This is a genomic window from Pseudomonas sp. 10(2024) (genome assembly GCF_045164175.1).
Taxonomy (GTDB): Bacteria; Pseudomonadota; Gammaproteobacteria; order Pseudomonadales; family Pseudomonadaceae; genus Aquipseudomonas; species Aquipseudomonas alloputida.
The window spans coordinates 57652-81645 of the sequence record NZ_CP174006.1; the positions used below are offsets into that span (position 1 = coordinate 57652).

At 61.5% G+C, this 23994-nt stretch carries 23 protein-coding genes; 13 read left to right on the top strand and 10 right to left on the bottom strand.

Annotation, left to right across the window (positions count from 1 at the left end):
• The first annotated feature begins 322 nt into the window (after positions 1 to 322).
• From coxB to ACI7M0_RS00300, 4 genes are read left to right on the top strand one after another with little or no spacing between them, the layout of a single operon-like run.
• Complete coding sequence (gene coxB / locus ACI7M0_RS00285) at positions 323 to 1450, top strand: cytochrome c oxidase subunit II (protein ID WP_019436842.1); 1128 nt, start codon at positions 323 to 325, stop codon at positions 1448 to 1450.
• A 43-nt stretch (positions 1451 to 1493) separates the two neighbouring features.
• Complete coding sequence (gene ctaD / locus ACI7M0_RS00290) at positions 1494 to 3083, top strand: cytochrome c oxidase subunit I (protein WP_014589242.1); 1590 nt, start codon at positions 1494 to 1496, stop codon at positions 3081 to 3083.
• Positions 3084 to 3092: 9 nt separating this feature from the next.
• Positions 3093 to 3659: a cytochrome c oxidase assembly protein gene (locus tag ACI7M0_RS00295; protein WP_003253035.1), complete on the top strand. Its 567-nt coding sequence runs from the start codon at positions 3093 to 3095 to the stop codon at positions 3657 to 3659.
• A 16-nt stretch (positions 3660 to 3675) separates the two neighbouring features.
• Entirely contained in the window at positions 3676 to 4563 is an 888-nt protein-coding gene (locus ACI7M0_RS00300) for a cytochrome c oxidase subunit 3 (RefSeq protein ID WP_020191170.1), read from the top strand.
• 32 nt (positions 4564 to 4595) lie between these two features.
• On the opposite strand, the gene ACI7M0_RS00305 is transcribed toward ACI7M0_RS00300, so the two are convergent.
• The gene (locus tag ACI7M0_RS00305) at positions 4596 to 4799 is read right to left on the bottom strand and encodes a twin transmembrane helix small protein (RefSeq protein ID WP_020191169.1); all 204 of its coding nucleotides are present in this window, start codon (positions 4797 to 4799) and stop codon (positions 4596 to 4598) included.
• A 51-nt stretch (positions 4800 to 4850) separates the two neighbouring features.
• Here ACI7M0_RS00305 and ACI7M0_RS00310 point away from each other — a divergent pair, with 51 nt between their 5' ends.
• From ACI7M0_RS00310 to ACI7M0_RS00335, 6 genes are all read left to right on the top strand, one after another.
• Positions 4851 to 5588: an SURF1 family protein gene (locus ACI7M0_RS00310; RefSeq protein WP_104960544.1), complete on the top strand. Its 738-nt coding sequence runs from the start codon at positions 4851 to 4853 to the stop codon at positions 5586 to 5588.
• Complete coding sequence (locus ACI7M0_RS00315; protein ID WP_020191167.1) at positions 5557 to 6138, top strand: hypothetical protein; 582 nt, start codon at positions 5557 to 5559, stop codon at positions 6136 to 6138. The genes ACI7M0_RS00310 and ACI7M0_RS00315 overlap by 32 nt, the downstream gene beginning before the upstream one ends.
• A 9-nt stretch (positions 6139 to 6147) precedes the next feature.
• The gene (locus ACI7M0_RS00320) at positions 6148 to 7227 is read left to right on the top strand and encodes a heme A synthase (RefSeq protein ID WP_104960545.1); all 1080 of its coding nucleotides are present in this window, start codon (positions 6148 to 6150) and stop codon (positions 7225 to 7227) included.
• On the top strand, positions 7212 to 8105 hold the full coding sequence (gene cyoE, locus ACI7M0_RS00325; RefSeq protein WP_010951511.1) for a heme o synthase: 894 nt from the start codon (positions 7212 to 7214) through the stop codon (positions 8103 to 8105). The genes ACI7M0_RS00320 and cyoE overlap by 16 nt, the downstream gene beginning before the upstream one ends.
• Positions 8102 to 8734 carry an SCO family protein gene (locus ACI7M0_RS00330; protein WP_003253019.1) on the top strand — a complete coding sequence of 211 codons (633 nt, stop codon included), beginning with the start codon at positions 8102 to 8104 and terminating at the stop codon, positions 8732 to 8734. The genes cyoE and ACI7M0_RS00330 overlap by 4 nt, the downstream gene beginning before the upstream one ends.
• A gap of 184 nt (positions 8735 to 8918) precedes the next feature.
• Positions 8919 to 10273, top strand: a protein-coding gene (locus ACI7M0_RS00335; protein WP_405314508.1) for an IS3 family transposase whose coding sequence is annotated in 2 segments (ribosomal slippage) — positions 8919 to 9392 and positions 9395 to 10273 — 1353 coding nt in all. Because the reading frame shifts where the segments join, the coding sequence is not laid out codon by codon here.
• 153 nt (positions 10274 to 10426) lie between these two features.
• Here the strand turns inward: ACI7M0_RS00335 and ACI7M0_RS00340 are convergent.
• From ACI7M0_RS00340 to ACI7M0_RS00350, 3 genes are all read right to left on the bottom strand, one after another.
• The gene (locus tag ACI7M0_RS00340; RefSeq protein WP_020191163.1) at positions 10427 to 11197 is read right to left on the bottom strand and encodes a MetQ/NlpA family ABC transporter substrate-binding protein; all 771 of its coding nucleotides are present in this window, start codon (positions 11195 to 11197) and stop codon (positions 10427 to 10429) included.
• A 64-nt stretch (positions 11198 to 11261) separates the two neighbouring features.
• A complete protein-coding gene (locus ACI7M0_RS00345; protein WP_010951513.1) occupies positions 11262 to 11933 on the bottom strand; it encodes a methionine ABC transporter permease in 672 nt (223 codons plus the stop codon).
• A complete protein-coding gene (locus tag ACI7M0_RS00350; protein WP_003253013.1) occupies positions 11933 to 12940 on the bottom strand; it encodes a methionine ABC transporter ATP-binding protein in 1008 nt (335 codons plus the stop codon). Before ACI7M0_RS00350 ends, ACI7M0_RS00345 begins: the two co-directional genes overlap by 1 nt.
• A 227-nt stretch (positions 12941 to 13167) precedes the next feature.
• Here ACI7M0_RS00350 and katE point away from each other — a divergent pair, with 227 nt between their 5' ends.
• Positions 13168 to 15303 carry a catalase HPII gene (gene katE / locus ACI7M0_RS00355; protein ID WP_104960546.1) on the top strand — a complete coding sequence of 712 codons (2136 nt, stop codon included), beginning with the start codon at positions 13168 to 13170 and terminating at the stop codon, positions 15301 to 15303.
• 60 nt (positions 15304 to 15363) lie between these two features.
• Here katE and ACI7M0_RS00360 read toward each other — a convergent pair whose 3' ends face one another.
• The 4 genes from ACI7M0_RS00360 to zur all read right to left on the bottom strand — a co-directional run bounded on the left by ACI7M0_RS00360 (position 15364) and on the right by zur (position 18228).
• Positions 15364 to 16071, bottom strand: a complete 708-nt coding sequence (locus ACI7M0_RS00360; protein WP_010951515.1) for a PA5502 family lipoprotein — start codon at positions 16069 to 16071, stop codon at positions 15364 to 15366.
• Between the two features lie 126 nt (positions 16072 to 16197).
• Positions 16198 to 16980: a zinc ABC transporter permease subunit ZnuB gene (gene znuB, locus ACI7M0_RS00365; RefSeq protein ID WP_004575255.1), complete on the bottom strand. Its 783-nt coding sequence runs from the start codon at positions 16978 to 16980 to the stop codon at positions 16198 to 16200.
• Positions 16973 to 17746: a zinc ABC transporter ATP-binding protein ZnuC gene (gene znuC, locus ACI7M0_RS00370; RefSeq protein WP_010951517.1), complete on the bottom strand. Its 774-nt coding sequence runs from the start codon at positions 17744 to 17746 to the stop codon at positions 16973 to 16975. Before znuC ends, znuB begins: the two co-directional genes overlap by 8 nt.
• Positions 17743 to 18228 carry a zinc uptake transcriptional repressor Zur gene (gene zur, locus ACI7M0_RS00375; RefSeq protein WP_020191160.1) on the bottom strand — a complete coding sequence of 162 codons (486 nt, stop codon included), beginning with the start codon at positions 18226 to 18228 and terminating at the stop codon, positions 17743 to 17745. Before zur ends, znuC begins: the two co-directional genes overlap by 4 nt.
• Positions 18229 to 18294: 66 nt before the next feature.
• Between zur and ACI7M0_RS00380 the strand changes: the two genes are divergently transcribed.
• Positions 18295 to 19203, top strand: coding sequence for a zinc ABC transporter substrate-binding protein (locus tag ACI7M0_RS00380; RefSeq protein WP_104960547.1), 909 nt, complete (start codon positions 18295 to 18297; stop codon positions 19201 to 19203).
• 112 nt (positions 19204 to 19315) lie between these two features.
• Here the strand turns inward: ACI7M0_RS00380 and ACI7M0_RS00385 are convergent, their stop codons facing one another.
• Both ACI7M0_RS00385 and ACI7M0_RS00390 read right to left on the bottom strand, forming a co-directional pair.
• Entirely contained in the window at positions 19316 to 20266 is a 951-nt protein-coding gene (locus tag ACI7M0_RS00385) for a homoserine kinase (protein WP_003252998.1), read from the bottom strand.
• Positions 20267 to 20335: 69 nt separating this feature from the next.
• Complete coding sequence (locus ACI7M0_RS00390) at positions 20336 to 20623, bottom strand: DUF2782 domain-containing protein (RefSeq protein WP_010951520.1); 288 nt, start codon at positions 20621 to 20623, stop codon at positions 20336 to 20338.
• A gap of 75 nt (positions 20624 to 20698) precedes the next feature.
• On the opposite strand from ACI7M0_RS00390, the gene polA reads away from it, so the two are divergent.
• Positions 20699 to 23446: a DNA polymerase I gene (gene polA / locus ACI7M0_RS00395; RefSeq protein ID WP_129933909.1), complete on the top strand. Its 2748-nt coding sequence runs from the start codon at positions 20699 to 20701 to the stop codon at positions 23444 to 23446.
• Positions 23447 to 23994: the final 548 nt, after the last annotated feature.

Here is a 23994-nt window from a genome sequence, read left to right on the forward strand (position 1 = left end):
TCGGTATACAGAATACCTAAGACGTATTTGTTATAAGCCTCGCAAACGTGTGCGCTATCAGGCATATCGACGTGCCATTATTACGCCATGCCCTGTCAAGCACGCGGTTTTCCGGCCATTCGGCCATTTCATGAAGTTCATTTCACAGGCTTCATTGCGTGCCATTGGTCGCTGTCTATACTCCCGTTGAACGTGATTCGTTGATGAGGCCCGACTGCTTTTAGCAGGGGCTCGGTCGTCGAAGCCATGCAGTCTTGACCGCCGTTCCCTCTTGCCGCAGGCCATGCCTCCGGGACAACAAGAATTAGAAGGGGAACCCGCAATGATGCGACATCCACATGTCTGGATGGGCCTCCTGTTGTGGTCGGTTTTTGGTCAGGCCAACGCCGCCTGGACCGTGAACATGCACCCAGGGGCGACGGAAGTCTCCAACGCCGTCTTCGACCTGCACATGACCATCTTCTGGATCTGCGTGATCATCGGCATCGTGGTGTTTGGCGCGATGTTCTGGTCGATGGTCATCCACCGCCGCTCCACTGGCCAGCAGGCCGCGCATTTCCATGAGCACACGTGGGTGGAAATTCTCTGGACGGTAGTGCCCTTCCTGATTCTGGTGGTGATGGCCATTCCGGCTACCAAGACCTTGATCGACATCTATGACGCCAGCGAGTCGGACATCGACGTCCAAGTCACCGGCTACCAGTGGAAATGGCACTACAAATATCTGGGCCAGGACGTGGAGTTCTTCAGCAACCTGGCCACCCCCACCGACCAGATCCACAACAAGGCGCCCAAGGATGAGCATTACCTGCTGGAAGTCGACCAGCCGCTGGTGCTGCCGGTGGGCGCGAAAGTGCGCTTCCTGGTCACTGCTGCCGATGTGATCCACTCCTGGTGGGTGCCGGCCTTCGCGGTCAAACGCGACGCCATCCCAGGCTTTGTCAACGAAGCCTGGACCCGTATCGAAAAGCCAGGCATCTACCGCGGCCAGTGCACCGAACTGTGCGGCAAGGACCACGGCTTCATGCCGGTGGTGGTCGAGGTCAAGTCCAAGGCTGACTACGACACCTGGCTGGGCGAGCGCAAGGCTGAAGCCGCCAAGCTCAAGGAGCTGACCAGCAAGGAATGGACCCTGGAAGAGCTGGTGGAGCGCGGCGACAAGGTCTACCACACCGCCTGCGTGGCCTGTCACCAGGCCGAAGGCCAGGGCCTGCCACCAATGTTCCCGGCGCTCAAGGGCTCGAAGATTGCCACCGGGCCGAAGGAAGACCACCTGAGCATTGTCTTCCATGGCAAGCCCGGCACGGCCATGGCCGCTTTCGGCAAGCAGCTGTCGGAAGTCGACATCGCTGCTGTGGTCACCTACGAGCGCAATGCCTGGGGCAACAACAAAGGCGACATGGTGACGCCGAAGGACGTGCTGGCGCTGAAGCAGGCAGAAGCCAAGTGAACCGGGTTACTCGCGGCAATCAATGGATTGCAGGAGACAGGACATGAGTGCAGTGATCGACGACCACGCCCACGGCCACGACCATGCGCACGGCCCGGCCAAGGGCCTGATGCGCTGGGTGCTGACCACCAACCATAAAGACATCGGCACGATGTACCTGTGGTTCAGTTTCATCATGTTCCTGCTGGGTGGCTCGTTCGCCATGGTGATCCGCGCCGAGCTGTTCCAGCCTGGCTTGCAGATCGTGGAGCCGGAATTCTTCAACCAGATGACTACCATGCATGGCCTGATCATGGTGTTCGGCGCGGTGATGCCGGCCTTCGTCGGCCTGGCCAACTGGATGATTCCGCTGATGGTCGGCGCGCCCGACATGGCACTGCCACGGATGAACAACTTCAGCTTCTGGTTGCTGCCGGCGGCCTTCCTGCTGCTGGTATCGACGCTGTTCAGCCCGGGCGGAGGGCCAAACTTTGGCTGGACCTTCTACGCACCGCTTTCCACCACCTATGCGCCAGCCAGCGTCACCTTCTTCATCTTCGCCATCCACCTGATGGGTATCAGCTCGATCATGGGGGCGATCAACGTGATTGCCACCATCCTCAACCTGCGTGCCCCCGGCATGACGCTGATGAAAATGCCGCTGTTCGTCTGGACCTGGCTAATCACCGCGTTCCTGCTGATTGCGGTGATGCCAGTACTGGCCGGCGTGGTAACCATGATGCTGATGGATATCCACTTCGGTACCAGCTTTTTCAGTGCCGCAGGTGGCGGTGACCCGGTGCTGTTCCAGCATGTGTTCTGGTTCTTCGGCCACCCTGAGGTGTACATCATGATCCTGCCCGCCTTCGGTGCGGTCAGCTCGATCATCCCGGCATTCTCACGCAAGCCGCTGTTCGGTTATACCTCGATGGTGTATGCCACCGGCGCCATTGCCTTCCTGTCATTCATCGTCTGGGCCCACCATATGTTCGTGGTCGGCATCCCGGTGGTCGGCGAGTTGTTCTTCATGTACGCCACCATGCTGATTGCCGTGCCCACCGGGGTGAAGGTATTCAACTGGGTCAGCACCATGTGGGAAGGTTCGCTCACCTTCGAAACGCCGATGCTGTTCGCCATCGCCTTTGTCATCCTGTTCACCATCGGTGGTTTCTCCGGGTTGATGCTGGCGATCGCCCCGGCAGACTTCCAGTACCACGACACTTACTTCGTGGTGGCGCATTTCCATTACGTACTGGTGCCTGGTGCAATTTTCGGCATCTTTGCCTCGGCCTACTACTGGCTGCCGAAATGGACCGGCCACATGTACGACGAAACCCTCGGCAAACTGCACTTCTGGCTGTCGTTCGTCGGCATGAACATGGCCTTCTTCCCCATGCACTTCGTAGGCTTGGCCGGCATGCCACGGCGCATCCCCGACTACAACCTGCAGTTCGCCGATTTCAACATGGTGTCGTCGATCGGCGCGTTCATGTTCGGCGCCACGCAGATCTTCTTCCTGTTCATTGTCATCAAGTGCATCCGCGGTGGCGCGCCGGCACCGGCCAAACCCTGGGATGGCGCCGAGGGCCTTGAGTGGTCGATACCCTCGCCTGCGCCCTACCACACCTTCCAGACACCCCCGGAAGTGAAATAGGAACCCGCCATGAACGGCCTGTCGGTGAAACGCCTGGTAACGCGCCTGTTGATGCTGACGGTGGTGATGTTCGCCTTCGGCTTCGCGCTGGTGCCGATCTACGACGTCATGTGCAAAGCCTTCGGTATCAACGGCAAGACCGGCGGCCAGTACGAAGGTAGCCAGGTCAGTGACCCGACGCGTGCTGTGCGGGTGCAGTTCATGTCGACCAATGCCAGCGACATGGTCTGGGACTTCTACTCCACTGCCGACCAGCTGGAGGTCAACCCGGGGGCGGTGAACCAGATGATCTTCATTGCCCACAACCCGACCGACCGGCCGATGAGTGCGCAGGCAATACCCAGCATTACCCCGGCCGAGGCCGCGGCCTACTTCCACAAGACCGAGTGCTTCTGCTTTACCCAGCAGGTGCTGCAGCCCGGCGAACGCATCGAGATGCCGGTGCGCTTCATCGTCGACCGCGACCTGCCGGCCAGCGTGAAGCACCTGACACTGGCCTACACCTTGTTCGACATCACCGCTCGCCACCCGCCGGTCGCGCACGTTGCGGCGCAGGACGTCCAGGGCGCCCGTTAAGGGAAGGAGAACAGCAATGGCAAGTCATGAGCACTACTACGTTCCGGCGCAGAGCAAATGGCCGATCATCGCCACCATCGGCATGTTCATCACGGTATTCGGCCTGGGTACCTGGTTCAACGACATGAAGGCGGGCCACCCGGATTCCCACGGGCCGCTGATTTTCTTCGTGGGTGCGTTGTTTCTGGCCTACATGCTGTTCGGCTGGTTTGGAGCAGTGGTCAAGGAGAGCCGCGCCGGGTTGTACAGCCCGCAACTGGACCGCTCGTTCCGCTGGGGCATGAGCTGGTTCATCTTCTCCGAAGTGATGTTCTTCCTGGCCTTCTTCGGTGCGCTGTTCTATGTGCGCGTACTGGCGGGGCCGTGGCTGGGTGGCGAAGGAGCCAAAGGTGTTGCACACATGCTGTGGCCAACCTTCGAATTCACCTGGCCGCTGCTGCATACCCCCGACCCCAAGCTGTTTCCACCCCCCAAGGAAGTGATCGACCCGTGGCACCTGCCGCTGATCAACACCATCCTGCTGGTCAGTTCCAGTGTGACAATCACCATTGCCCACCACGCCTTGCGCCGTGACCACCGCGGCCCGCTGAAATTCTGGATGGCGCTGACCATTGTCCTGGGCATCAGCTTTATCGCACTGCAGGCCTTCGAGTACCACGAGGCCTATACCAAGCTGGGGCTGACACTGGGTTCAGGGATCTACGGTGCGACGTTTTTCATGCTTACCGGGTTTCACGGCGCCCACGTGACATTGGGCACGATCATTCTGATCGTGATGTTCGTGCGCATTCTGCGCGGGCATTTCAACCCAGAAAAACACTTCGGCTTCGAGGCAGCCAGTTGGTACTGGCACTTCGTCGATGTGGTGTGGGTGGGGTTGTTCATCTTTGTCTATGTGTTGTGAATACGAAAACCCTGTAGGGGCGGGTGAGCGCTTCAGAAAGGGGCGTGGGAGACCAGTTGACCGCTGATCAAGCCCCAGGCGACCAGGCCTATGGTCAGGGCTGCCAGGGTCACCCGTATGGTCAGCGCCTTGAGCAGACGGGTCGAGTTTTCATCATCCTTGACCAGAAACACCAGGCCACTGAACAGGCTGGCAATCGTGGCCAACAGCATCAGGACAATCGCGGCCTTGAGCATGGCGTTACTCCCGGGGGATGCGGTGATGTGGATAAGTATAGCGAGGCGCCCGTGAGGCCGTTTCGCCCAGGCTGGGTACCGACGCTGGTGGTGCTTGCATTGCTGCCGGGGCTGATTGCGCTTGGTTGCTGGCAACTCGGCCGTGCCGAGGAAAAGCGCGTGCTGCTGGCCACCTATGCAGAACGGCGGGTTGAAGCACCGATCGCCACCGCCCAGCTCTTCTCGAAAGAAGACAACGCCTTCCGCCGCGTGCACCTGTATGGCCGCTTCGACGCCGAGCACAGCGTGCTGCTGGACAACCGCATGCGCGACGGCAAAGCCGGTGTCGAGCTGCTGCAGCCCTTCCACGACCAAGCCAGCGGCCTGTGGTTGCTGATCAATCGTGGCTGGCTGCCGTGGCTGGACCGCCGGGTGCCGGTGCACTTCGAAACCCCTGCCCAGGCCTTGGCGCTGGATGCCTCTGTGTATGTCGCGCCCGGTAGCACCTTCCAGCTGCACCCGGACCCCATCGGCGGGCAATGGCCGCATCTGTTGACCGCTATCGATGCCGCGCAGCTATGGCAACAGCTTGATCGCGAAGGCTTCGCCCAGGAATTGCGCCTGGAGCCGGGCCCTGCGAGCTATCGCCTGGACTGGCCGGTTGTCGCCATGAGCCCCGATAAACACGTCGGCTATGCCGTGCAGTGGTTTGCCCTGGCTACCGCTCTGGTTCTGCTCTACCTCTACTTCGGCTGGCATCAAAACAAGGAGAAACGCCATGGCCACCGCCACTCCACTGGACGCGCCTGAACGTAGCAAACCCAGAGCCCGTGGGCGTTTGCAGCTTTTGCTGATCCTGCTGGTGGTGCTTGGGCCAATGGTTCTGGCCACCAGCATGTACAAGCTCAAATTCTGGGTACCGGAAGGCCGCAGCTACCATGGCGCCATGATTGGCAATGGGGAAAGCCGTGCCGATCTCGGCGTGGCGGGGCAGGACGATCGCTGGCAGTTGCTGGTCAGCGCACCCCAGGCCTGCACCGAAGACTGTCAGCGCCTGGTGTACCTGGCTCGGCAGATTCAGGTCGGGCTGGGGCGTGATGCCAGCCGCGCCAGCCATGCGCTGGCCGCCGCCCAGCCGCTGAGTGCCGACTATCAGGCACTGCTCGGCCGCGAGTACCCGCAGTTGCAGCGCTACCCGCTGGATGCGCAACGCTACCAGCAGAAGGTTGCCGAGCCCGGCCCGCAGCTGTGGATCGTCGACCCGCACGGCAACCTGGTGCTGCGCTACGACGGCAAGGTCAACGGCAAGCATGTGCTGGATGACCTGCGCCACCTGCTCAAGCTGTCCAATATCGGCTAGGAGCCTGCCATGGCCAGACCTGGATTTCGCCTTGCTGTGTTCGCCACCCTGCTGGCACTGCTGGTCGTCCTGCTCGGTGCCTATACCCGCCTGACCCACGCCGGCCTCGGTTGCCCCGACTGGCCCGGGTGCTATGGCTTTATCAGCGTGCCCAAGAGTGAAGCGCAGTTGGCCCATGCCGAGCTGCACTTTCCTGAGCACCCGGTGGAAGCTGCCAAGGGCTGGGCCGAGATGGTCCACCGCTACTTTGCCGGTAGCCTGGCCGTGGTGATCGCCCTGCTCGCTTTCCAGGCAATGCGCCGGCATGCACGCGATGGGCAGCCTTATCGCCTGCCGATGCTGCTACTGGGTGTGGTGCTGGCCCAGGCAGCCTTCGGTATGTGGACGGTCACCCTGAAACTATGGCCGCAGGTGGTCACGGCGCACTTGCTGGGTGGCTTTACCACGTTGAGCTTGCTGTTTCTGTTGTCTCTGCGTCTGTCCCGGGCCTTTGCGCCCTTGCCGAAACTGCCGCTGAGCCTGCGCCGGATCGCTGCGCTGGCGCTGCTGGTGGTAATCGGCCAGATCGCCCTGGGCGGTTGGGTCAGCGCCAACTACGCCGCCGTGGCCTGCATCGACCTGCCGACCTGCCATGGCCAGTGGTGGCCAGCGGCGGACTTCAGCAACGGCTTCCACCTGACCCAGCACGTCGGCCCCAATTACCTGGGCGGACAGCTGGACAGTGATGCGCGTACGGCCATCCACATCAGCCACAGGCTGGGCGCGCTGCTGGTGACCTGCGTGCTGCTGATGCTCAGCTGGAAGCTGCACCGCTGTGGTCTCCCCGGCCTGTCGCGGCTGGTGCTGCTGGCGCTGGCCCTGCAAGTGGGCCTGGGCATCAGCAACGTGGTGTTCCACCTGCCGCTGGCGGTGGCTGTTGCGCACAATGCCGGCGGGGCGATGCTGCTGCTGAGCATGGTGCTGGTGAACTACCGCATTCGAGTGGTCGACAAGGTTCGAGTGGGTGTCGGCCATGGCTGGCGTCTGCGGCCGGTGGTCGGGGTGGGCATTTCCCATCATATGAGGAACGACTCGTGGCGACGCTTCTAAGCGTACGACGGGCCCGCTGGCGCGATTACCTCGAGCTGACCAAGCCCAAGGTGGTGGTGCTGATGCTGATCACCTCGCTGGCGGGCATGTTCCTGGCCACCCGGGCGGGCGTCAGCTGGAGCGTGCTGTTGTTCGGCAACCTGGGTATCGGCCTGTGCGCGGGTGGCGCGGCAGTGGTCAATCATGTGGTGGATCGGCGCATCGATGCGCTGATGGCACGCACCCACAAACGGCCTTTGGCTCAAGGCCGAGTCGAGCCCCTGCCGGCGCTGTTGTTCGCCTTGGCCCTGGCGCTGCTGGGCATGGTCCTGCTGCTGGTGTTCACCAACGCCCTCACCGCCTGGCTGACCCTGGCCTCATTACTCGGTTATGCGGTGCTCTACACCGGCTTTCTCAAGCGCGCCACGCCACAGAACATCGTCATCGGTGGCCTGGCCGGGGCCGCTCCGCCGTTGCTCGGCTGGGTGGCGGTAAGCGGCCATGTCAGCGCCGAACCCTTGCTGCTTGTGCTGATCATTTTCGCCTGGACCCCGCCGCATTTCTGGGCGCTGGCCATCCACCGCAAGGAGGAATACGCCAAGGCCGATATCCCGATGTTGCCGGTGACCCACGGCGAGCGCTACACCAAACTGCATATCCTGCTGTACACCCTGATCCTTTTGGCAGTGAGCCTGCTCCCGTATGCCATCCACATGAGTGGCCCGCTGTACCTGGTCTGTGCCCTGGCCTTGGGCCTGCGCTTCCTGCAATGGGCTTGGGTGTTGTACCGTAGCAGCCGGCCGCACGCGGCGATCGGCACCTTCAAGTACTCTATCGGCTACCTGTTCGCGCTGTTCATTGCGTTGCTTCTTGACCACTACCTGTTGCTGAACCTATGACCCGAACCCAGAAAACCGTCTTCATCCTCGTTGCCCTGGTCGCGTTGATCCTGGGCCTGACCGTCAACAAGGTGCTTAATGGTCGTGACCAGCCCAACCCTGCCGAGCTGATCGATGCGGGCATCATCCTGCTGCCGCAGAGCCGAGCCGTGGCTGATGTCACCATGACCAACCAGGACGGCCAGCCGGTGCAGATGGATGACCTCAAGGGCAAATGGTCGCTGCTGTTCTTTGGCTACACCTACTGCCCGGACATCTGCCCGACCACCCTGGCCCAGCTGCGCCAGGTGAAGAGCGAGCTGCCCAAGGATGCCGTCGACCGGCTGCAGGTGGTGTTGGTGAGCGTGGACCCTAACCGCGATACGCCGAACCAGCTAAAGCAGTATCTGGGCTATTTCGACAAGGACTTTGTCGGCGTGGCGGGGTCGATCGAGGATACCCAGAAGCTGGCCAATGCCTTGAGCATTCCGTTCATTCCGGCGGATACCAGCAAGCCGGGGTATACCGTGGATCACAGCGGTAATCTGGCGATCGTCGGGCCGGATGGGCGACAGCGGGGGTTCATTCGGGCGCCGTTCAACAACCAGAAGCTGGGGGCGCAGTTGCCGGGGCTGGTCAAGCGGGATTGAGAGTGCTGGGCCTGCTGCGCAGGCCTTTCGCGACACAAGCGTGAGCCGCGTGGAAGCGGGCTTGCCCGCAAAGCCAACACCGTGGTGGATGGCACGGGCTTCGCCCGTGTTCGCGGGCAAGCCCGCTCCCACAGGGTGGACTGCCCCCAAGAAGTTGGACACCAATCCAACCCTTGGGGGATCTATGGGTAAGTACACCGAGCAATTCAAGCTCACAGCGATCACAGCCTACCTGGATGGCAGCAACGGTTTCAGAAAGGTGGCTCAACACTTAGGTATCGATTTCAGCCTGCTTCGACGCTGGGTGGCCAGTTATCAGGCCAATAATGGCATTGGTCCAGGCTCGCATGGGCGGCGCTATACCAGTGATTTCAAACAGCAGGTGCTTAGCTATATGCACGAGCATCGGCTTTCGCTGCGCCAGACTGCTGCCCACTTTGGTCTTGGGCAGTCCTCTCAGATAGGCATTTGGCAGCGGCAGTACTACAGTGGCAGTCCTGCACCCTCTACTGCCACCAAGCCAAGAAAGCCAATCGACGTGTCGAAGAAGATCAAGCCTGCCAAACCCACCGATACCAATGATGATCAGAAGTCTCGAGATCAGCTGATGGCTGAACTTGAGTACCTGCGCATGGAGAATGCTGTCCTAAAGGAGCTCAAGGCTCTGCGCGAGGAAAAGGAACGAACACGCGGGAAAAAGTCCTGATCGTTTCCAAACTCAAGCGCAGGTTTCCTTTGCCTGACCTCCTTCAGTTGGTCGAGCTGGCGCGCAGCACCTTCTACTACCAGCTCAAAGCTCAGCAGAAGCCAGACCGGCATGCTGAGCTCAAGGCATTGGTGCATCGCGTCTATCACGAGCAGAAACGGCTTTATGGTTATCGCCGTGTCGCACTCGTAATCAGGAAGGAAAAGCGGGTGAACAAGAAGGTCATTGAACGGCTGATGGCTGAGCAGGGATTGAAATCAGTAGTGCGCCCCAAGAAATATCGCTCCTATCGAGGTACCGTCGGCAAAGTGGCAGCGAATGTACTGGAGCGAAATTTTGTCGCTCAACGCCCAAACCAGAAGTGGGTGACTGACGTAACCGAGTTCAAAGTAGCTCAACAGAAGCTCTATCTGTCGCCCGTGATGGATTTGTACAACGGCGAAATCGTGGCCTACGAAATGGCCAGCCGCCCGTGCTATAGCCTGGTTGGGAACATGCTTGGCAAAGCGCTCGATTGCCTGGGAGAGAAACCGAAGCTCGTGCTGCATTCGGATCAGGGATGGCATTACCAGCAGGCGCAATACCGCCGTAAGCTAAGCGAATGTGGGGTAAAGCAGAGCATGTCTCGAAAAGGCAATTGCCTGGACAACGCGGCCATGGAAAGCTTCTTCGGCACGCTCAAATCTGAGTTTTTCTACCTGAAGCGTTTCGAGAGCATTGATGAGCTGAGAGCGGGTCTGGATGAGTACATTCACTACTACAACCATGATCGCATCAAGCTGAGGCTCAATGGCCTGAGCCCTGTGGAGTACAGGGCTCAGGCTGCAGCTTAAAACTGTCCAACTTTTGGGGGGCAGTCCAGGGATCGCGCCAGCTTTTAGAAATTGAGCAAGACAGTTGCTCCCACATGGATCGGCGTACGCCTTACCTTGTGGGAGCGGCCTTGCGTCGCGAAAGGGCCGCAAAGCGGCCCCGGGGATGTTGGATCAGAACGCCGGAACCACAGCGCCTTTGTACTTCTCGATGATGAACTGCTTCACCGCAGGCGAGTGCAGTGCAGCCGCCAGTTTCTTCATGTCGTCCGAGTCCTTGTTGTCCGGGCGGGCAACCAGGATGTTCACGTAAGGCGAGTCGCTGCCCTCGATGGCCAGCGCGTCTTTTTCCGGGTTCAGCTTGGCTTCCAGCGCGTAGTTGGTGTTGATCAGGGCGGCATCTACCTGGGTCAGCACACGCGGGATGGTGGCGGCTTCCAGCTCACGGAACTTCACGTTTTTCGGGTTTTCGGCAACATCCTTCACGGTCGACAGGATGTTCTTGTTGTCCTTGAGCTTGATCACGCCCGCCTTGTCCAGCAGCAGCAAGGCGCGGCCGCCGTTGGTGGCGTCGTTGGGGATGACCACGGTGGCGCCGGAGGACAGCTCGTCCAGTTTCTTGATCTTGGTCGAATACACGCCCAGTGGCTCGATGTGCACGCCGGCCACGCTCACCAGCTGGGTACCCTTGGCCTTGTTGAATTCATCCAGGTAAGGCTGGTGCTGGAAGAAGTTGGCGTCCAGGCGCTTTTCCGCCACCTGCACGTTCGGCTGGATGTAGTCGGTGAATTCCTTGACCTTCAGCTCTACGCCTTCTTTCGCCAGCTGTGGTTTGACGAAGTTGAGGATCTCGGCGTGCGGCACCGGGGTGGCGGCGACGGTAAGGGTATCGGCCTGGGCCGAGAAGGCCGCGACAGCGGCAGCGACAGCAAGCAGCTTCTTCATTGATCACTCCTTGTGAGGGCCGCGACGGCCCCCGAACGGGTCGGCCAGGCCGACCCCATTGGGGTTATTTACGGGAAAAATGCACGACCAGTTTGTCGCCCACGCTCTGCAGGACTTGAACCAGTACCAGCAGCAGTACCACGGTCACTACCATCACATCGGTCTGGAAACGCTGGTACCCGAAGCGGATAGCCAGGTCACCAAGGCCCCCGGCACCCACCACACCGGCCATGGCAGTGTAAGAAACCAGGGTGATGGCGGTTACCGTTATGGCCGCGAAGATGCCCGGACGGGCCTCCGGCAGCAGCGCACTGGTGATGATCTGGCGGGTGGTGGCGCCCATCGACTGGGTGGCTTCGATGATGCCGCGGTCCACTTCACGCAAGGCGGTTTCAACCAGGCGCGCAAAGAACGGCGTGGCACCCACCACCAGCGGCGGGATGGCGCCTGCAACGCCCAGCGAGGTACCGGTGATCAGCACGGTGAACGGGATCATCACGATCAGCAAAATGATGAATGGCAGCGAGCGCAGGATGTTGACCACCAGCGACAGCAGCGCATAGACGCCCTTCTGTTCGAACATCTGCTTTGGCCCGCAGAGGAACAGCAGCACGCCCAGTGGCAGGCCCAGCAGCACGGTGAAGAACAGCGAGCCGAACAGCATGATCATGGTATCGACGGTGGCCAGCCAGATTTCGGCCCAGTCGACGTTGGCAAAGAAATTCAGGGCGTCCATCAACGCAGTACCTCCATATGTACGTCAGCTGCCTTGAAGCGGGCGAACGCCGCTTCCATGTCTCCGCCGATCAGGGCGAGAGTGAGCTGGCCATAGGGGACATCCTTGATGCGGTCGATACGCCCGGCGAGGATGCTGTAGTCCACACCGGTTTCGCGGGCCACGGTGCCCAGCAGCGGCGCGTAGGTGGCGTCGCCCTGGAAGGTCAGGCGTACGATGCGGCCTGGCACGTGGGCAAAGTCGTCGCGCTGCTCGCCTTCGTCGACCTGCTCGTCTTCCTGGACGAAGCGCTTGGTGGTGGGGTGCTGCGGGTGCAGAAACACCTCGGCCACCGAGCCTTGCTCGACGATCTGACCGGCGTCCATCACTGCCACGCGGTCGCAGACACGGCGGATCACGTCCATCTCGTGAGTGATCAACACGATGGTCAGCTTCAGTTCACGGTTGATCTCGGCCAGCAGTTGCAGGACCGAGGCCGTGGTTTGCGGGTCGAGGGCACTGGTGGCCTCGTCGCATAGCAGGATCTTCGGGTTGGTGGACAGGGCGCGGGCGATGCCGACGCGCTGCTTCTGGCCGCCAGACAGCTGCGCCGGGTACTTTTTGGCGTGGTCCGACAGGCCAACGCGAGCCAGTAGCTCGGTGACGCGCTTGTCGATTTCGCTGCGCGACAGCTCACCGGCCAGGGCCAGTGGCAGGGCGACGTTGTCGGCGACGGTCTTGGAGGCCAGCAGGTTGAAGTGCTGGAAAATCATCCCGACCTGCTGGCGGAAGCCGCGCAACTGGCTGGCGTTGAACGCGGTGACATCTTCGCCGTCGACGATGATCGTGCCGCCGGAGGGCTCCTCCAGGCGGTTGATCAGGCGCAGCATGGTGCTTTTGCCAGCGCCGGAATGGCCGATCAGGCCGAACACCTGGCCATCTTCGATGGTCAGGCTGGTCGGATTCAGTGCGGGGATTTCCCTACCGGCAACGCGGTAGGTTTTATGTACCTGTTGGAACTCGATCACGTAGCGAACCTTGTGGGGCGCATTGAAATTTGGGTCAGCGGTTAGCTGGGGTCGCGCATTTTAGCCTTTTCCCATAGCTGTTCTTAGCATTTATTTCGTCATGCACCAATCCATCGGGCATATCGCGACAACCGGTAATCCTGATTGAACGCTCGGCAACGCCCTCCAGTCACTACTTGGACAAGCCCTGAACGGGCACGCCTTAAGACTGATGAGGAGAGCCGATCATGCCCAGCAAGAAAACGGATGCGCCCAAGCACAGCGAGGCCGCCGGTACCCAGACCCCTGACAGGGCCAACACCAATGCCAAGCTGCAGAGCCTGGAGGCCGACCGCAGCGATGCGACCGGGCAGGCGCTGCGGACCAACCAAGGCGTGCGCATTGCTGACAACCAGAACTCCCTCAAGGCGGGTGATCGCGGACCTTCGCTGCTTGAAGACTTCATCATGCGCGAGAAAATCACCCACTTCGACCATGAGCGTATCCCCGAGCGCATCGTGCACGCCCGCGGTACCGGGGCACACGGGTTCTTCCAGAGCTATGGCAACCACGCCGAGCTGACCAAGGCCGGCTTCCTGCAAGATCCGGAAAAGATCACCCCGGTTTTTGTCCGCTTCTCGACGGTTCAGGGCCCACGCGGTTCGGGCGATACGGTGCGAGATGTGCGGGGCTTTGCTGTCAAGTTCTATACAGATGAAGGCAATTTCGACTTGGTCGGCAACAACATGCCGGTGTTCTTCATCCAGGATGCCATCAAGTTCCCCGACTTTGTCCACGCGGTGAAGCCAGAGCCACACAACGAAATACCGACCGGCGGTTCGGCTCATGACACTTTCTGGGATTTCGTCTCGCTGGTGCCGGAGTCGGCTCATATGGTCATGTGGGCCATGTCTGACCGCGCCATCCCGCGCAGCCTTCGGATGATGGAAGGCTTTGGCGTGCATACCTTCCGCCTGATCAATGCCGAGGGCGTGGCCAGCTTCGTCAAGTTTCATTGGAAACCACGCCAGGGCGTGCATTCCCTGCTGTGGGACGAAGCCCAGAAACTGGCGGGCAAGGACACCGACTTCCAGCGCCGTGACCTATGGGAAGCCATCGAAACCGGTGACTACCCGGAATGGGAGCTGGGCGTGCAGATTGTGCCTGAGGCTGACGAACACAAATTCGACTTCGACCTGTTGGACCCGACCAAGATCATCCCGGAGGAACTGGTACCCGTCACGCCGCTGGGCAAGATGGTGCTCAACCGCAACCCGGACAATTTTTTTGCCGAGGTCGAACAGGTGGCGTTCTGCCCAGGCCATATCGTGCCAGGTATCGACTTTACCAACGACCCGCTGCTGCAGGGCCGGTTGTTCTCGTACACCGATACCCAGATCAGCCGCCTGGGTGGGCCGAACTTCCACCAGATCCCGATCAACCGGCCGGTAGCGCCGAACCACAACAACCAGCGTGATGCGCTGCACCAGCACGTCGTGCACAAGGGCCGGGCTTCCTACGAGCCCAACTCGATTGACGGCGGCTGGCCGAAGGAAACCCCGCCTGCGGCGCAAGACGGCGGCTTCGAGAGCTATCAGGAGCGTATCGATGCGCACAAGATTCGCCAGCGCAGTGAGTCGTTCGGCGATCACTTCTCGCAGGCTCGGCTGTTCTTCCAGAGCATGAGCCCGACCGAGCAACAGCACATCATCAAGGCTTACAGCTTCGAGTTGGGCAAAGTGGAGCGTGAACATATTCGCGCCCGGGAAGTGAATGAAATTCTCGCCAACATCGACCTGAAGCTGGCGGCGGCAGTTGCGGCCAACCTGGGCCTCCCTGCGCCGAAAGCGGGTACGGTGAAGGTGAAGGGTAGCCAGTTGGCGCAATCGCCTGCGTTGAGCCAGATGAACCACCCAGGTTCGGTGGGTATCAAGGGGCGCAAGATTGCTGTGCTGGTGGCCGATGGCGTGGACGCTGTCAGCGTGGACAAACTGGTAAAGGCCCTGGAAGCGCACAGTGCCCGGCCGATGCTGCTGGGGCCGACCTCGGCGCCGGTGAAGGCGGCGGATGGCAAGCAACTGCCGGTAGCGGCGTCGATGGAGGGGATGCCTTCGATCATGTTCGACGGGATTGTCGTGCCAGCGGGCAAGGCCTCTACGGATGCGCTGGCGGCTAGCGGATTGGCCAAGCACTTCGTGCTGGAGGGTTACAAGCACCTGAAGGCGCTGGTGCTGACCAAGGAATTGGCGAAAGCGTTGGGGCTCAAGGAGGACAAGGGGCTGTTGCTCGGGGATGAGCAGAAGGCAGTGGATGCCTTTGTAAAAGCGGTTGAAGGTCACCGGGTGTGGGAGCGGGAGGCGGCAGCTGAAGCTGTTCCTGCCTGACAAGGCCTTTTCGCGGGTAAACCCCCTCCTGATGTAGGAGCGGGTTTACCCGCGAAGCTTTTACTGCTGATGCGGGACCAGCACCACCTGCGCCGGCAGCGAGCGCTGGATCTGATGCTTCTGCTTCAGCTCGAACCCACTGTCAATCTTGCGCACGCGCTTTTCCAGCAAAGTCTTCAGCCAAGGCGCATCCTCGGTGCGCGGTACCTGGAATACCACCTCACACTGGTAACTCACCACATCGGCGGCAATGTCGTCCAGTTGGCGGCGCAGCGCACGGCTGTCAGTGGTCTTCAAGGCCACCACGGTACTTGGCGCTGTCGGGTCGATGATGCGTGCCTCGGGCTTGGCCTCGGCGGCTTTCAGCGCCGCTTCAGCCTTTTCCAGCTCGGCCTTGCGGGCCTGGGTCACGGCATCCCCGCCGGTCACCGCTGGCGCCTGCGGCATCAGTGCCCGGGCACGAGCCAGCGCGGTAGCTGCCGCGTTTACATCGCCCTTCTGCAGAACGATCTGGCTACGTTGCAGGTAAGCTTCGGCCAGTTGGCGCTGGTATTGCTCCAGGCGTGCATCATCCGGCGACTGGGCCTGCAGTGCAGCAAGCTGGTCTTCGGCGGTAGCCAGCTCATTGCTGGCGATGTTCTGTTGCAACTGCTGCCAGGCATCTGCTTGAGCAGGTGCGGTGGCCTGTTCGACCGGCGCATTGGAACAGGCAGCCAGGATCAGGGAAAACGCGGCAACAAGCAGATAACGGGAGGCGAACGGCTTCATTCCTGCGACTCTCTATTTGCGCAAAAAGCGAGCAAGTCTACACCCAGGTGCGCACGCTCGAAAATAGGCCTTACAGACCCTTTACGGGCCGAAGGTTGCAAGGCGTGCCTGCACACGCCTTGCTTTTCAGCGTTTTGGCAGAGCCAGGCTCAGCAAGAATAGCACCGCGGCGCAGACCACGATCGAGGGCCCGGCGGGGGTGTCCTTGAACCAGGACATGGCCAGGCCGCCGCACACTGCGGTGACACCCAGCAGGCTGGCACCCAGGGCCATCTGCTCTGGTGAGCGGGCGTGACGCTGTGCCGCAGCGGCAGGAATGATCAGCAGTGAGGTAATCAGCAACACGCCAACGATTTTCATGGCAACCGCAATCACCACCGCGATCAGCAGCATCAGCGCCATGCGCAAGCCGGCCACGGGCAGGCCTTCTACCATGGCCAGTTCTTCGTGCACGGTAACCGCCAGCAGCGGCCGCCACAGCACAGCGAGCAGCAGCAGGACCAGTGCACTGCCGCCGAGGATCCAGGCCAGGTCGGTGGTGCTGATGGCCAGCAGATCGCCGAACAGGTAAGCCATCAGGTCGATGCGCACATCGTGCATGAAGCTCAGCACCACCAGGCCCAGCGACAAGGTGCTGGGGGCCAGGATACCCAGGAGGGTGTCGGAGGCCAGCGGCTGGCGTTGCTGCAATGTCACCAGCAGAATCGCCAGCAACAGGCAGCCCACGGTTACCGCCAGTGCGGGGCTGACATCCAGGGCAAAGCCCAAGGCCACACCGAGCAGCGCGGCGTGAGATAGGGTGTCGCCAAAATAGGCCATGCGCCGCCATACCACGAAGGAGCCCAGTGGGCCTGCAACCAGTGCCAGGGACAAGCCGGCAAGCAAGGCGTAGAGAAGAAAATCAGCCATGCTTGCAGTGCTCTCCGTGAACATGGGTGCCAGGGGCGACCACCGAGCCATGCAGGTCATGGCTGTGGTCGTGATGGTGGTGGTAGATGGCCAGGCTCGGTGCGGTCTTGCCGAACAGCTCGACGAACGCCGGGTCACCGCTGACTTGCTCAGGGTGGCCCGAGCAGCACACGTGGCGGTTCAGGCACACCACCTGGTCGGTGGCGCTCATGACCAGGTGCAGGTCGTGGGACACCATCAGTACGCCGCAGCCGTGGCGGTCGCGCAGGCGGGTGATGAGGTTGTAAAGCTCGGTCTGGCCGACCACGTCCACACCTTGTACCGGTTCGTCGAGCACCAGCAGCTGGGGTTCGCGCAGCAAGGCGCGGGCCAGCAGCACGCGTTGCATTTCGCCGCCGGAAATAGTCTGGATCGGGCTGTCGATGACCTGCTCGGCGCCCACTTCCTGCAGCGCCGACAAGGCTGCCGCGCGGTCTACGCCGGGCACAAGGCGCAGGAAGCGCAGCACCGACAGCGGTAGCGTGGCATCAACCTGAATCTTCTGCGGCATGTAGCCAATGCGCAGCTTGGGCTTGCGCCATACCTTGCCGCGATGTGGCTTGAGCAGGCCAAGTACGGCGCGCACCAGGGTCGTCTTGCCTGCCCCATTGGGGCCAATCAGGGTGACGATCTGGCCTGGGGCGACCGACAGGTCGATGCTGTCGAGCACCGCCTCGCCGCCAAAGGTGACGCCGACCTGATCCAGGCGAATCAGGGCGTCGCTCATGCCGCGCTCCGGCAGTTACCGCACAGGCCGACCACTTCCACGGTCTGGGTCTCGACCGTGAAACCCACGCCTTTGGCGCTGTTGATGATGGCCTCGCTGATGCTGCTCTGCTCGAGCTCGATGGCTACATGGCAAGCCCGGCAGATCAGGAACTGGCCTTGGTGCACGTGCTCGGGGTGGCTGCAGCCGATGAAGGCGTTCAGCGATGCGATGCGATGTACCAGGCCGTTTTCCAGCAGGAAGTCCAGCGCGCGGTACACCGTGGGCGGCGCGGCGCGGCGGCCGTCCTGCTCACTGAGCACAGCGAGGATGTCGTAGGCGCCCAGTGGCTTGTGGCTCTGCCACACCAGCTCCAGCACACGGCGGCGCAGGGCTGTCAGGCGCAGGCCCTGGCGGGTGCACAAGGTGTCGGCTTCAGCCAGTGCGCTGTGTACGCAATGGGAGTGGTCGTGAGGACGGTTGGCCAGCGGTGTGATGGACATGGGCAGCGACGGTTCTGGACAGAGACGTTATTATGTTACCTGTTTCTGAAGATTCGAGTATCCACCGTGTCCCGATTCCTGGCTCTGTTTGTCGCTTTCATCGCATTATCCGCGCAGGCCGACGTGCGTGTGCTCACCACTATCAAGCCCTTGCAGCAGATTGCCGCTGCCGTGCAGGAGGGTGTTGGCAGCCCTGACGTGCTGCTGCCGCCCGGCGCTTCACCCCACCACTATGCGCTGCGTCCCTCCGACGTGCGGCGGGTAGGCGATGCCGACCTGCTGTACTGGATCGGCCCGGACATGGAGAACTTCCTTGCGCGTGTGCTGGGAAGCCGCAGCAAGGCCACAGTGGCTGTGCAGTCGCTGCCGGGCATGAAGCTGCGCCACTTTGGCGAGGACAGCCATTCCCATGAGGAAGAAGACCATGACGATCATGACCACGATCACCGCCCAGGCAGCCTGGATGCGCATTTGTGGCTATCGTCGGTCAATGCGCGAGTAATCGCGGCAAAAATGGCAGCTGACCTGGCCCAGGTCGACCCGGCCAATGCGGCTCGCTATCAGAGCAACCTGAAGGCCTTCGATGAACGCCTGGATGCGTTGGATGGGCGTATCAAGGCGCGCGTGACCGGTATTGCCGGCAAGCCGTACTTCGTCTTCCACGAAGCCTTCGACTATTTTGAAGCTGAATATGGCTTGAAGCACGCGGGCGTGTTCAGCGTGGCATCCGAGGTGCAGCCTGGGGCGCAACATGTGGCGGCCATGCGCAAGCGTCTTCAGGAAGTGGGCAAGACCTGCGTGTTCAGCGAGCCACCACTGCGGCCGCGATTGGCCGAGACCCTGACTGCCGGGTTGCCGGTTCGCCTGGCCGAGCTGGATGCCTTGGGTGGCACCGATCCGGTGGATGGCAAAGGGTATGAGCGCTTGCTGGAGAAGCTGGGCGGTGACCTGGCAGGCTGCCTGGAGCAGTTGTAAGCCTGTACCGGCCCCTTCGCGGGCACGCCCGCTCCCACAGAGATAAACTCAAACCTTGAGTTTGTCATTGTACCTGTGGGAGCGGGCGTGCCCGCGAAGAAGCAGGCGCGGTCTACAGCGCGAACGGCAGGTGCAAAGCCACCTGCTGGCGCTGCGCCAGACGCACTTCGAACTCGCTCGGATCGTGGATCATCACATCCATCCCGGCGAACGACTCGGCCGCAATCAGGCGCGACAGCCAGAAACGCACGCAGCCTACCCGCAACATTTCCGGCCACAGCTCGGCTTCGGCTGCAGTGAACGGCCGTAGCGCCGCATAAGCTGCCAGCAGCGCCTGGGCGCGTGGTACATCCACCGCGCCCTGCTCATCCAGGCACCAGTCGTTCACGGTGATGGCGATGTCATACAGCATCGGCCCGGAGCAGGCATTGTAGAAGTCGATCACACCGGTCAGGTGGGTGCCTTCGAACATCACGTTGTCGCGGAACAGGTCGGCATGCAGGTTGGCCCGCGGCAAGGCCAGGATCTGCGCCTTGTGTGCGCTGATTTCGTCCAGCGCTGGCTGCAGCAATGCGGCTTGCTCCGCAGTCAGGCGTGGCAGTAGCTCGGCACCCGAGGCCAGCATCCAGTCCAGGCCGCGGTCGGTGCGGCGCTCGATGATGTGCTCGCGGGTGGCCAGGTGAATGTGTGCCAGTAGTTCGCCGACCTGGGCGCAGTGCTGGTTGTTGGGTGCCTTGATGTGTTTGCCCGACAGCCTGGGCTGCAGCAATGCCGGCTTGCCGCACAGCTCGCGCAGGCCGTTGCCGTCGCGATCACGAATGGCATAGGGCACCGGCATGTCGGCACCGTGCAGGGTATCGAGCAGCTCGATGAAGAACGGCATGTCCTCGCTGGGCCCACGCTCGATCAGCGTCAGGACGAACTCCCCCTGTTCGAGGCTGACGAAGAAATTGCTGTTCTCGGTACCGGCGGCAATGCCCTGGAAGTCGAGCAGACGGCCCAGCTCGTACGGCGCCAGAAAGGTTTCCAGCTCAGGCCGGGTCACGGGGGTGAAGACTGACATGATGAAAAATTGCCCATACGGGCACTTCCGCCGGGAAGTGCCGGGTTGATGTGAACGGTGCGCGTCAGCTTACCACTCGAAGATCTTCCAGGACGGAATCAGCATGTCCGGCTGGTCGGATCGAATGAAATTGGCATCAGTGCCATCAGCGCGTACCAGAAAATAAGGCTTGCCGTTTTTCGGCGTGATCTTGATCGCATACAGGAAGCCGTTCTGCCGGTATTCCTGGATGGTTTTATCGCCTTCCGTGCGAATGGTCACCTCGGGATCGGCCGAGGGGGCGTCGTCCGCCGCCAGGGTGACGACAGGCATGGTTGCCAACAGGCCGAGCAGTAACAGGCGATTGAGTGTGCGCATGATAACCTAGTCCCTTTGTCGTCAATGATTCTGGCTATTCTAGCGCCGGACCCGTCGAAAAGGTTGATTCTGCTCATGAGCCAAGCGCCCCTCGTCCTGGTGGACGGTTCCTCCTACCTTTATCGCGCCTTCCACGCGCTGCCACCGCTGACCACCTCCAAGGGCATGCCGACCGGCGCGGTGAAGGGTGTGCTGAACATGCTCAAGAGCCTGCGCAAGCAATACCCCGACAGCCTCTTCGCCGTGGTGTTCGACGCCAAGGGCGGCACTTTCCGCGATGCCATGTTCGCCGAGTACAAGGCCAACCGCCCCAGCATGCCGGACGACCTGCGGGTACAGATCGAGCCGCTGCACGCCAGCGTCAAGGCGTTGGGCTACCCGCTGCTGTGCGTGGAGGGCGTCGAGGCTGACGACGTGATCGGCACCCTGGCGCGCAGCAGCGCCGCCCTGGGTCGCCCGGTGATCATCTCGACCGGTGACAAGGACATGGCGCAGCTGGTGGACGGGCACATTACCTTGGTCAACACCATGACCGGAAGCGTGCTGGACGTGGCTGGCGTGCACGAGAAATTCGGCGTCGGCCCGGAACACATCATCGACTTCCTGGCCCTGATGGGTGACAAGGTCGACAACATCCCCGGCGTGCCGGGTGTGGGCGAAAAAACGGCGGTGGGGCTGCTGACCGGCATCGGCGGCGGTCTCAGCGACCTTTACGCCAACCTGGACAAGGTGCCAGCGCTGGCCATTCGCGGCGCCAAGACCTTGCCGGCCAAGCTGGAGGAGCACCGCGACGCGGCATTCCTGTCCTACGAGCTGGCCACCATCAAGGTTGACGTGCCGCTGGATGTGGAGGTCGAGGCGCTGGTGTGCGGTGAACCTGACCGCGAGGCGTTGCTGGCGTTGTACACCGAGATGGAGTTCAAGAGCTGGGTCGCCGAAGTGCAGCGCGATGCGGCCAAGGCTGGTGATGATGTCGCCCCGGCCGTGGAGCCTGCGGCCAAGGTCGAGCCCAAATACGAAACCATTCTCGACCAGGCCCGTTTCGACGCCTGGCTGGAGAAGCTGCGCCAGGCACCGCTGTTTGCCTTCGACACCGAGACCACCGGCCTGGACGCCCAGCAGGCGCAGTTGGTCGGCCTGTCCTTCGCAGTCGAGCCGCATGAAGCGGCCTATGTGCCGCTGGCCCACGATTATGAAGGCGCGCCGGTCCAGCTGGACCGCGAGGCCGTGCTGCTGGCGCTGAAGCCACTGCTGGAGGACCCGGCCAAGGCCAAGGTCGGGCAGAACGCCAAGTACGACATCAACATCCTCGCCAATGGCTCCCCTGCCATCGAGATGCGCGGCGTGGCCTACGACACCATGCTCGAATCGTACGTGCTGAACTCCACCGCCACCCGTCATGACATGGACAGCCTGGCGCAGAAGTACCTCGACCACACCACGATCGCCTTCGAGGACATCGCCGGCAAGGGTGCCAAGCAGCTTACCTTCAACCAGATCAACCTGGACAAGGCCGGCCCCTACGCCGCCGAAGACGCCGACATCACGCTGCGCCTGCACCATGCATTGCAGGCCCGCCTGGCACAGACGCCGAGCGTGCAACCGGTGCTGATGGATATCGAGATGCCGCTGGTGCCGGTGCTGGCCAGGATCGAGCGCCAGGGTGCGTTGGTCGATGCCGAGCTGTTGAAAGTACAGAGCGGTGAGCTGGGCGTGAAGATGGCTGAGCTGGAGCTGCGTGCCTACGAGCTCGCCGGTGAGACGTTCAACCTCGGCTCGCCCAAGCAGCTGGGCACGATCCTTTACGACAAGCTGGGCATGCCGGTGTTGAGCAAGACCGCCAAGGGCCAGCCATCCACCGCCGAAGCAGTGCTCGACGAACTGGCCTTGCAAGGCTACCCGCTGCCAGAGGTGCTGATGCAGTACCGCAGCCTGAGCAAGCTCAAGAGCACCTACACCGACAAGTTACCGGGGCAGATCAACCCGCGCACCGGGCGTATCCACACGTCCTACCAGCAGGCCGTGGCGGCCACCGGCCGGTTGTCGTCGAGCGACCCGAACTTGCAGAACATCCCGATCCGCACCGCTGAAGGGCGGCGTATCCGCCAGGCGTTCATCGCCAGTCCGGGCTACAAGCTTCTGGCGGCGGACTATTCACAGATCGAGCTGCGCATCATGGCCCACCTGGCCAAGGACGAAGGCTTGCTGCATGCCTTCCGCAATGACCTGGACGTGCACCGCGCCACAGCAGCCGAAGTGTTCGGTGTGGCCCTGGAAGACGTGACCACCGACCAGCGCCGCAGCGCCAAGGCCATCAACTTCGGCTTGATCTACGGCATGAGCGCCTTTGGCCTGGCCAAGCAGATCGGCGTCGACCGCAAGCAGTCACAGGACTACATCGACCGCTACTTTGCCCGCTACCCAGGCGTGCTGGCCTACATGGAGCGCACCCGCGCCCAGGCGGCCGAGCAAGGCTTTGTCGAAACCCTGTTTGGCCGCCGGCTGTACTTGCCAGATATCAACGCCAAGAACCCTGCCCTGCGCAAGGGCGCCGAGCGCACGGCGATCAACGCTCCGATGCAGGGTACTGCTGCCGACATCATCAAGCGTGCCATGGTCAAGGTAGATAACTGGTTGAGCGAGAGCGGGCTGGATGCCCGGGTGATCCTGCAGGTGCACGACGAACTGGTGCTTGAAGTACGCGAGGACCTGGTGCAGCAGGTGAAAGATGAAATTCGCCAGCACATGAGTCAGGCCGCGCAGCTGGATGTGCCGCTGGTTGTCGAAGCAGGCGTTGGTGCGAATTGGGACGAAGCTCACTGATTGAGCAGGTAAAACTGTGTAGGATCTGCGACGTAGTGACGCGGATCCGAGCACCGCTCAGTGCCGGGGGTGCTTAAGTTTCATGAAACTATCGCAAATAGTTTTGTGGGCTTCGGAACTAAACCGGTGAAGCGGAACTCAGAGTAACTGAATGGCTGGTGAAGCCCTTCGATGCTCCTATGTTGTGTTAAGTGTTGGCAGATATCTGGACCCCGCCCTAGCGGTCCGGACTTGGACCCCGAACTTCCCCCTCCCCATACGAAGTCCGGGGTTTTTTTTGCCCGGAATTTGCCGGATGGCTTGTACTGAGCCCCCGTAGGAGCGGGTTTACCCGCGAATGCAGCGGTGAATTCGACATCGCATTCGCGGGTAAACCCGCTCCTATGTATGGACTCGCCCACACTGTCTAGCTGCTTTTTTGAACATAGGAACCCGGTTGCATCTATGTATCAGGCCTGTTCGAGGAAGCTTTTTGCTTCTGGCCAACATCGTGGTGAGCTCGCAGTGTGCCGTTTACATTGAGGCCACTATCAGGCCTGTAGGAGCGG

What these genes read in the sequence shown, in the direction of transcription:
- coxB (WP_019436842.1), top strand. Translation starts at nt 323, where the DNA reads ATGATGCGACATCCACATGTCTGGATGGGCCTCCTGTTGTGGTCGGTT.
- ctaD (WP_014589242.1), top strand. Translation starts at nt 1,494, where the DNA reads ATGAGTGCAGTGATCGACGACCACGCCCACGGCCACGACCATGCGCAC.
- ACI7M0_RS00295 (WP_003253035.1), top strand. Translation starts at nt 3,093, where the DNA reads ATGAACGGCCTGTCGGTGAAACGCCTGGTAACGCGCCTGTTGATGCTG.
- ACI7M0_RS00300 (WP_020191170.1), top strand. Translation starts at nt 3,676, where the DNA reads ATGGCAAGTCATGAGCACTACTACGTTCCGGCGCAGAGCAAATGGCCG.
- ACI7M0_RS00305 (WP_020191169.1), bottom strand. Translation starts at nt 4,799, where the DNA reads ATGCTCAAGGCCGCGATTGTCCTGATGCTGTTGGCCACGATTGCCAGC.
- ACI7M0_RS00315 (WP_020191167.1), top strand. Translation starts at nt 5,557, where the DNA reads ATGGCCACCGCCACTCCACTGGACGCGCCTGAACGTAGCAAACCCAGA.
- ACI7M0_RS00320 (WP_104960545.1), top strand. Translation starts at nt 6,148, where the DNA reads ATGGCCAGACCTGGATTTCGCCTTGCTGTGTTCGCCACCCTGCTGGCA.
- ACI7M0_RS00330 (WP_003253019.1), top strand. Translation starts at nt 8,102, where the DNA reads ATGACCCGAACCCAGAAAACCGTCTTCATCCTCGTTGCCCTGGTCGCG.
- ACI7M0_RS00340 (WP_020191163.1), bottom strand. Translation starts at nt 11,197, where the DNA reads ATGAAGAAGCTGCTTGCTGTCGCTGCCGCTGTCGCGGCCTTCTCGGCC.
- ACI7M0_RS00345 (WP_010951513.1), bottom strand. Translation starts at nt 11,933, where the DNA reads ATGGACGCCCTGAATTTCTTTGCCAACGTCGACTGGGCCGAAATCTGG.
- katE (WP_104960546.1), top strand. Translation starts at nt 13,168, where the DNA reads ATGCCCAGCAAGAAAACGGATGCGCCCAAGCACAGCGAGGCCGCCGGT.
- ACI7M0_RS00360 (WP_010951515.1), bottom strand. Translation starts at nt 16,071, where the DNA reads ATGAAGCCGTTCGCCTCCCGTTATCTGCTTGTTGCCGCGTTTTCCCTG.
- znuB (WP_004575255.1), bottom strand. Translation starts at nt 16,980, where the DNA reads ATGGCTGATTTTCTTCTCTACGCCTTGCTTGCCGGCTTGTCCCTGGCA.
- znuC (WP_010951517.1), bottom strand. Translation starts at nt 17,746, where the DNA reads ATGAGCGACGCCCTGATTCGCCTGGATCAGGTCGGCGTCACCTTTGGC.
- zur (WP_020191160.1), bottom strand. Translation starts at nt 18,228, where the DNA reads ATGTCCATCACACCGCTGGCCAACCGTCCTCACGACCACTCCCATTGC.
- ACI7M0_RS00385 (WP_003252998.1), bottom strand. Translation starts at nt 20,266, where the DNA reads ATGTCAGTCTTCACCCCCGTGACCCGGCCTGAGCTGGAAACCTTTCTG.
- ACI7M0_RS00390 (WP_010951520.1), bottom strand. Translation starts at nt 20,623, where the DNA reads ATGCGCACACTCAATCGCCTGTTACTGCTCGGCCTGTTGGCAACCATG.
- polA (WP_129933909.1), top strand. Translation starts at nt 20,699, where the DNA reads ATGAGCCAAGCGCCCCTCGTCCTGGTGGACGGTTCCTCCTACCTTTAT.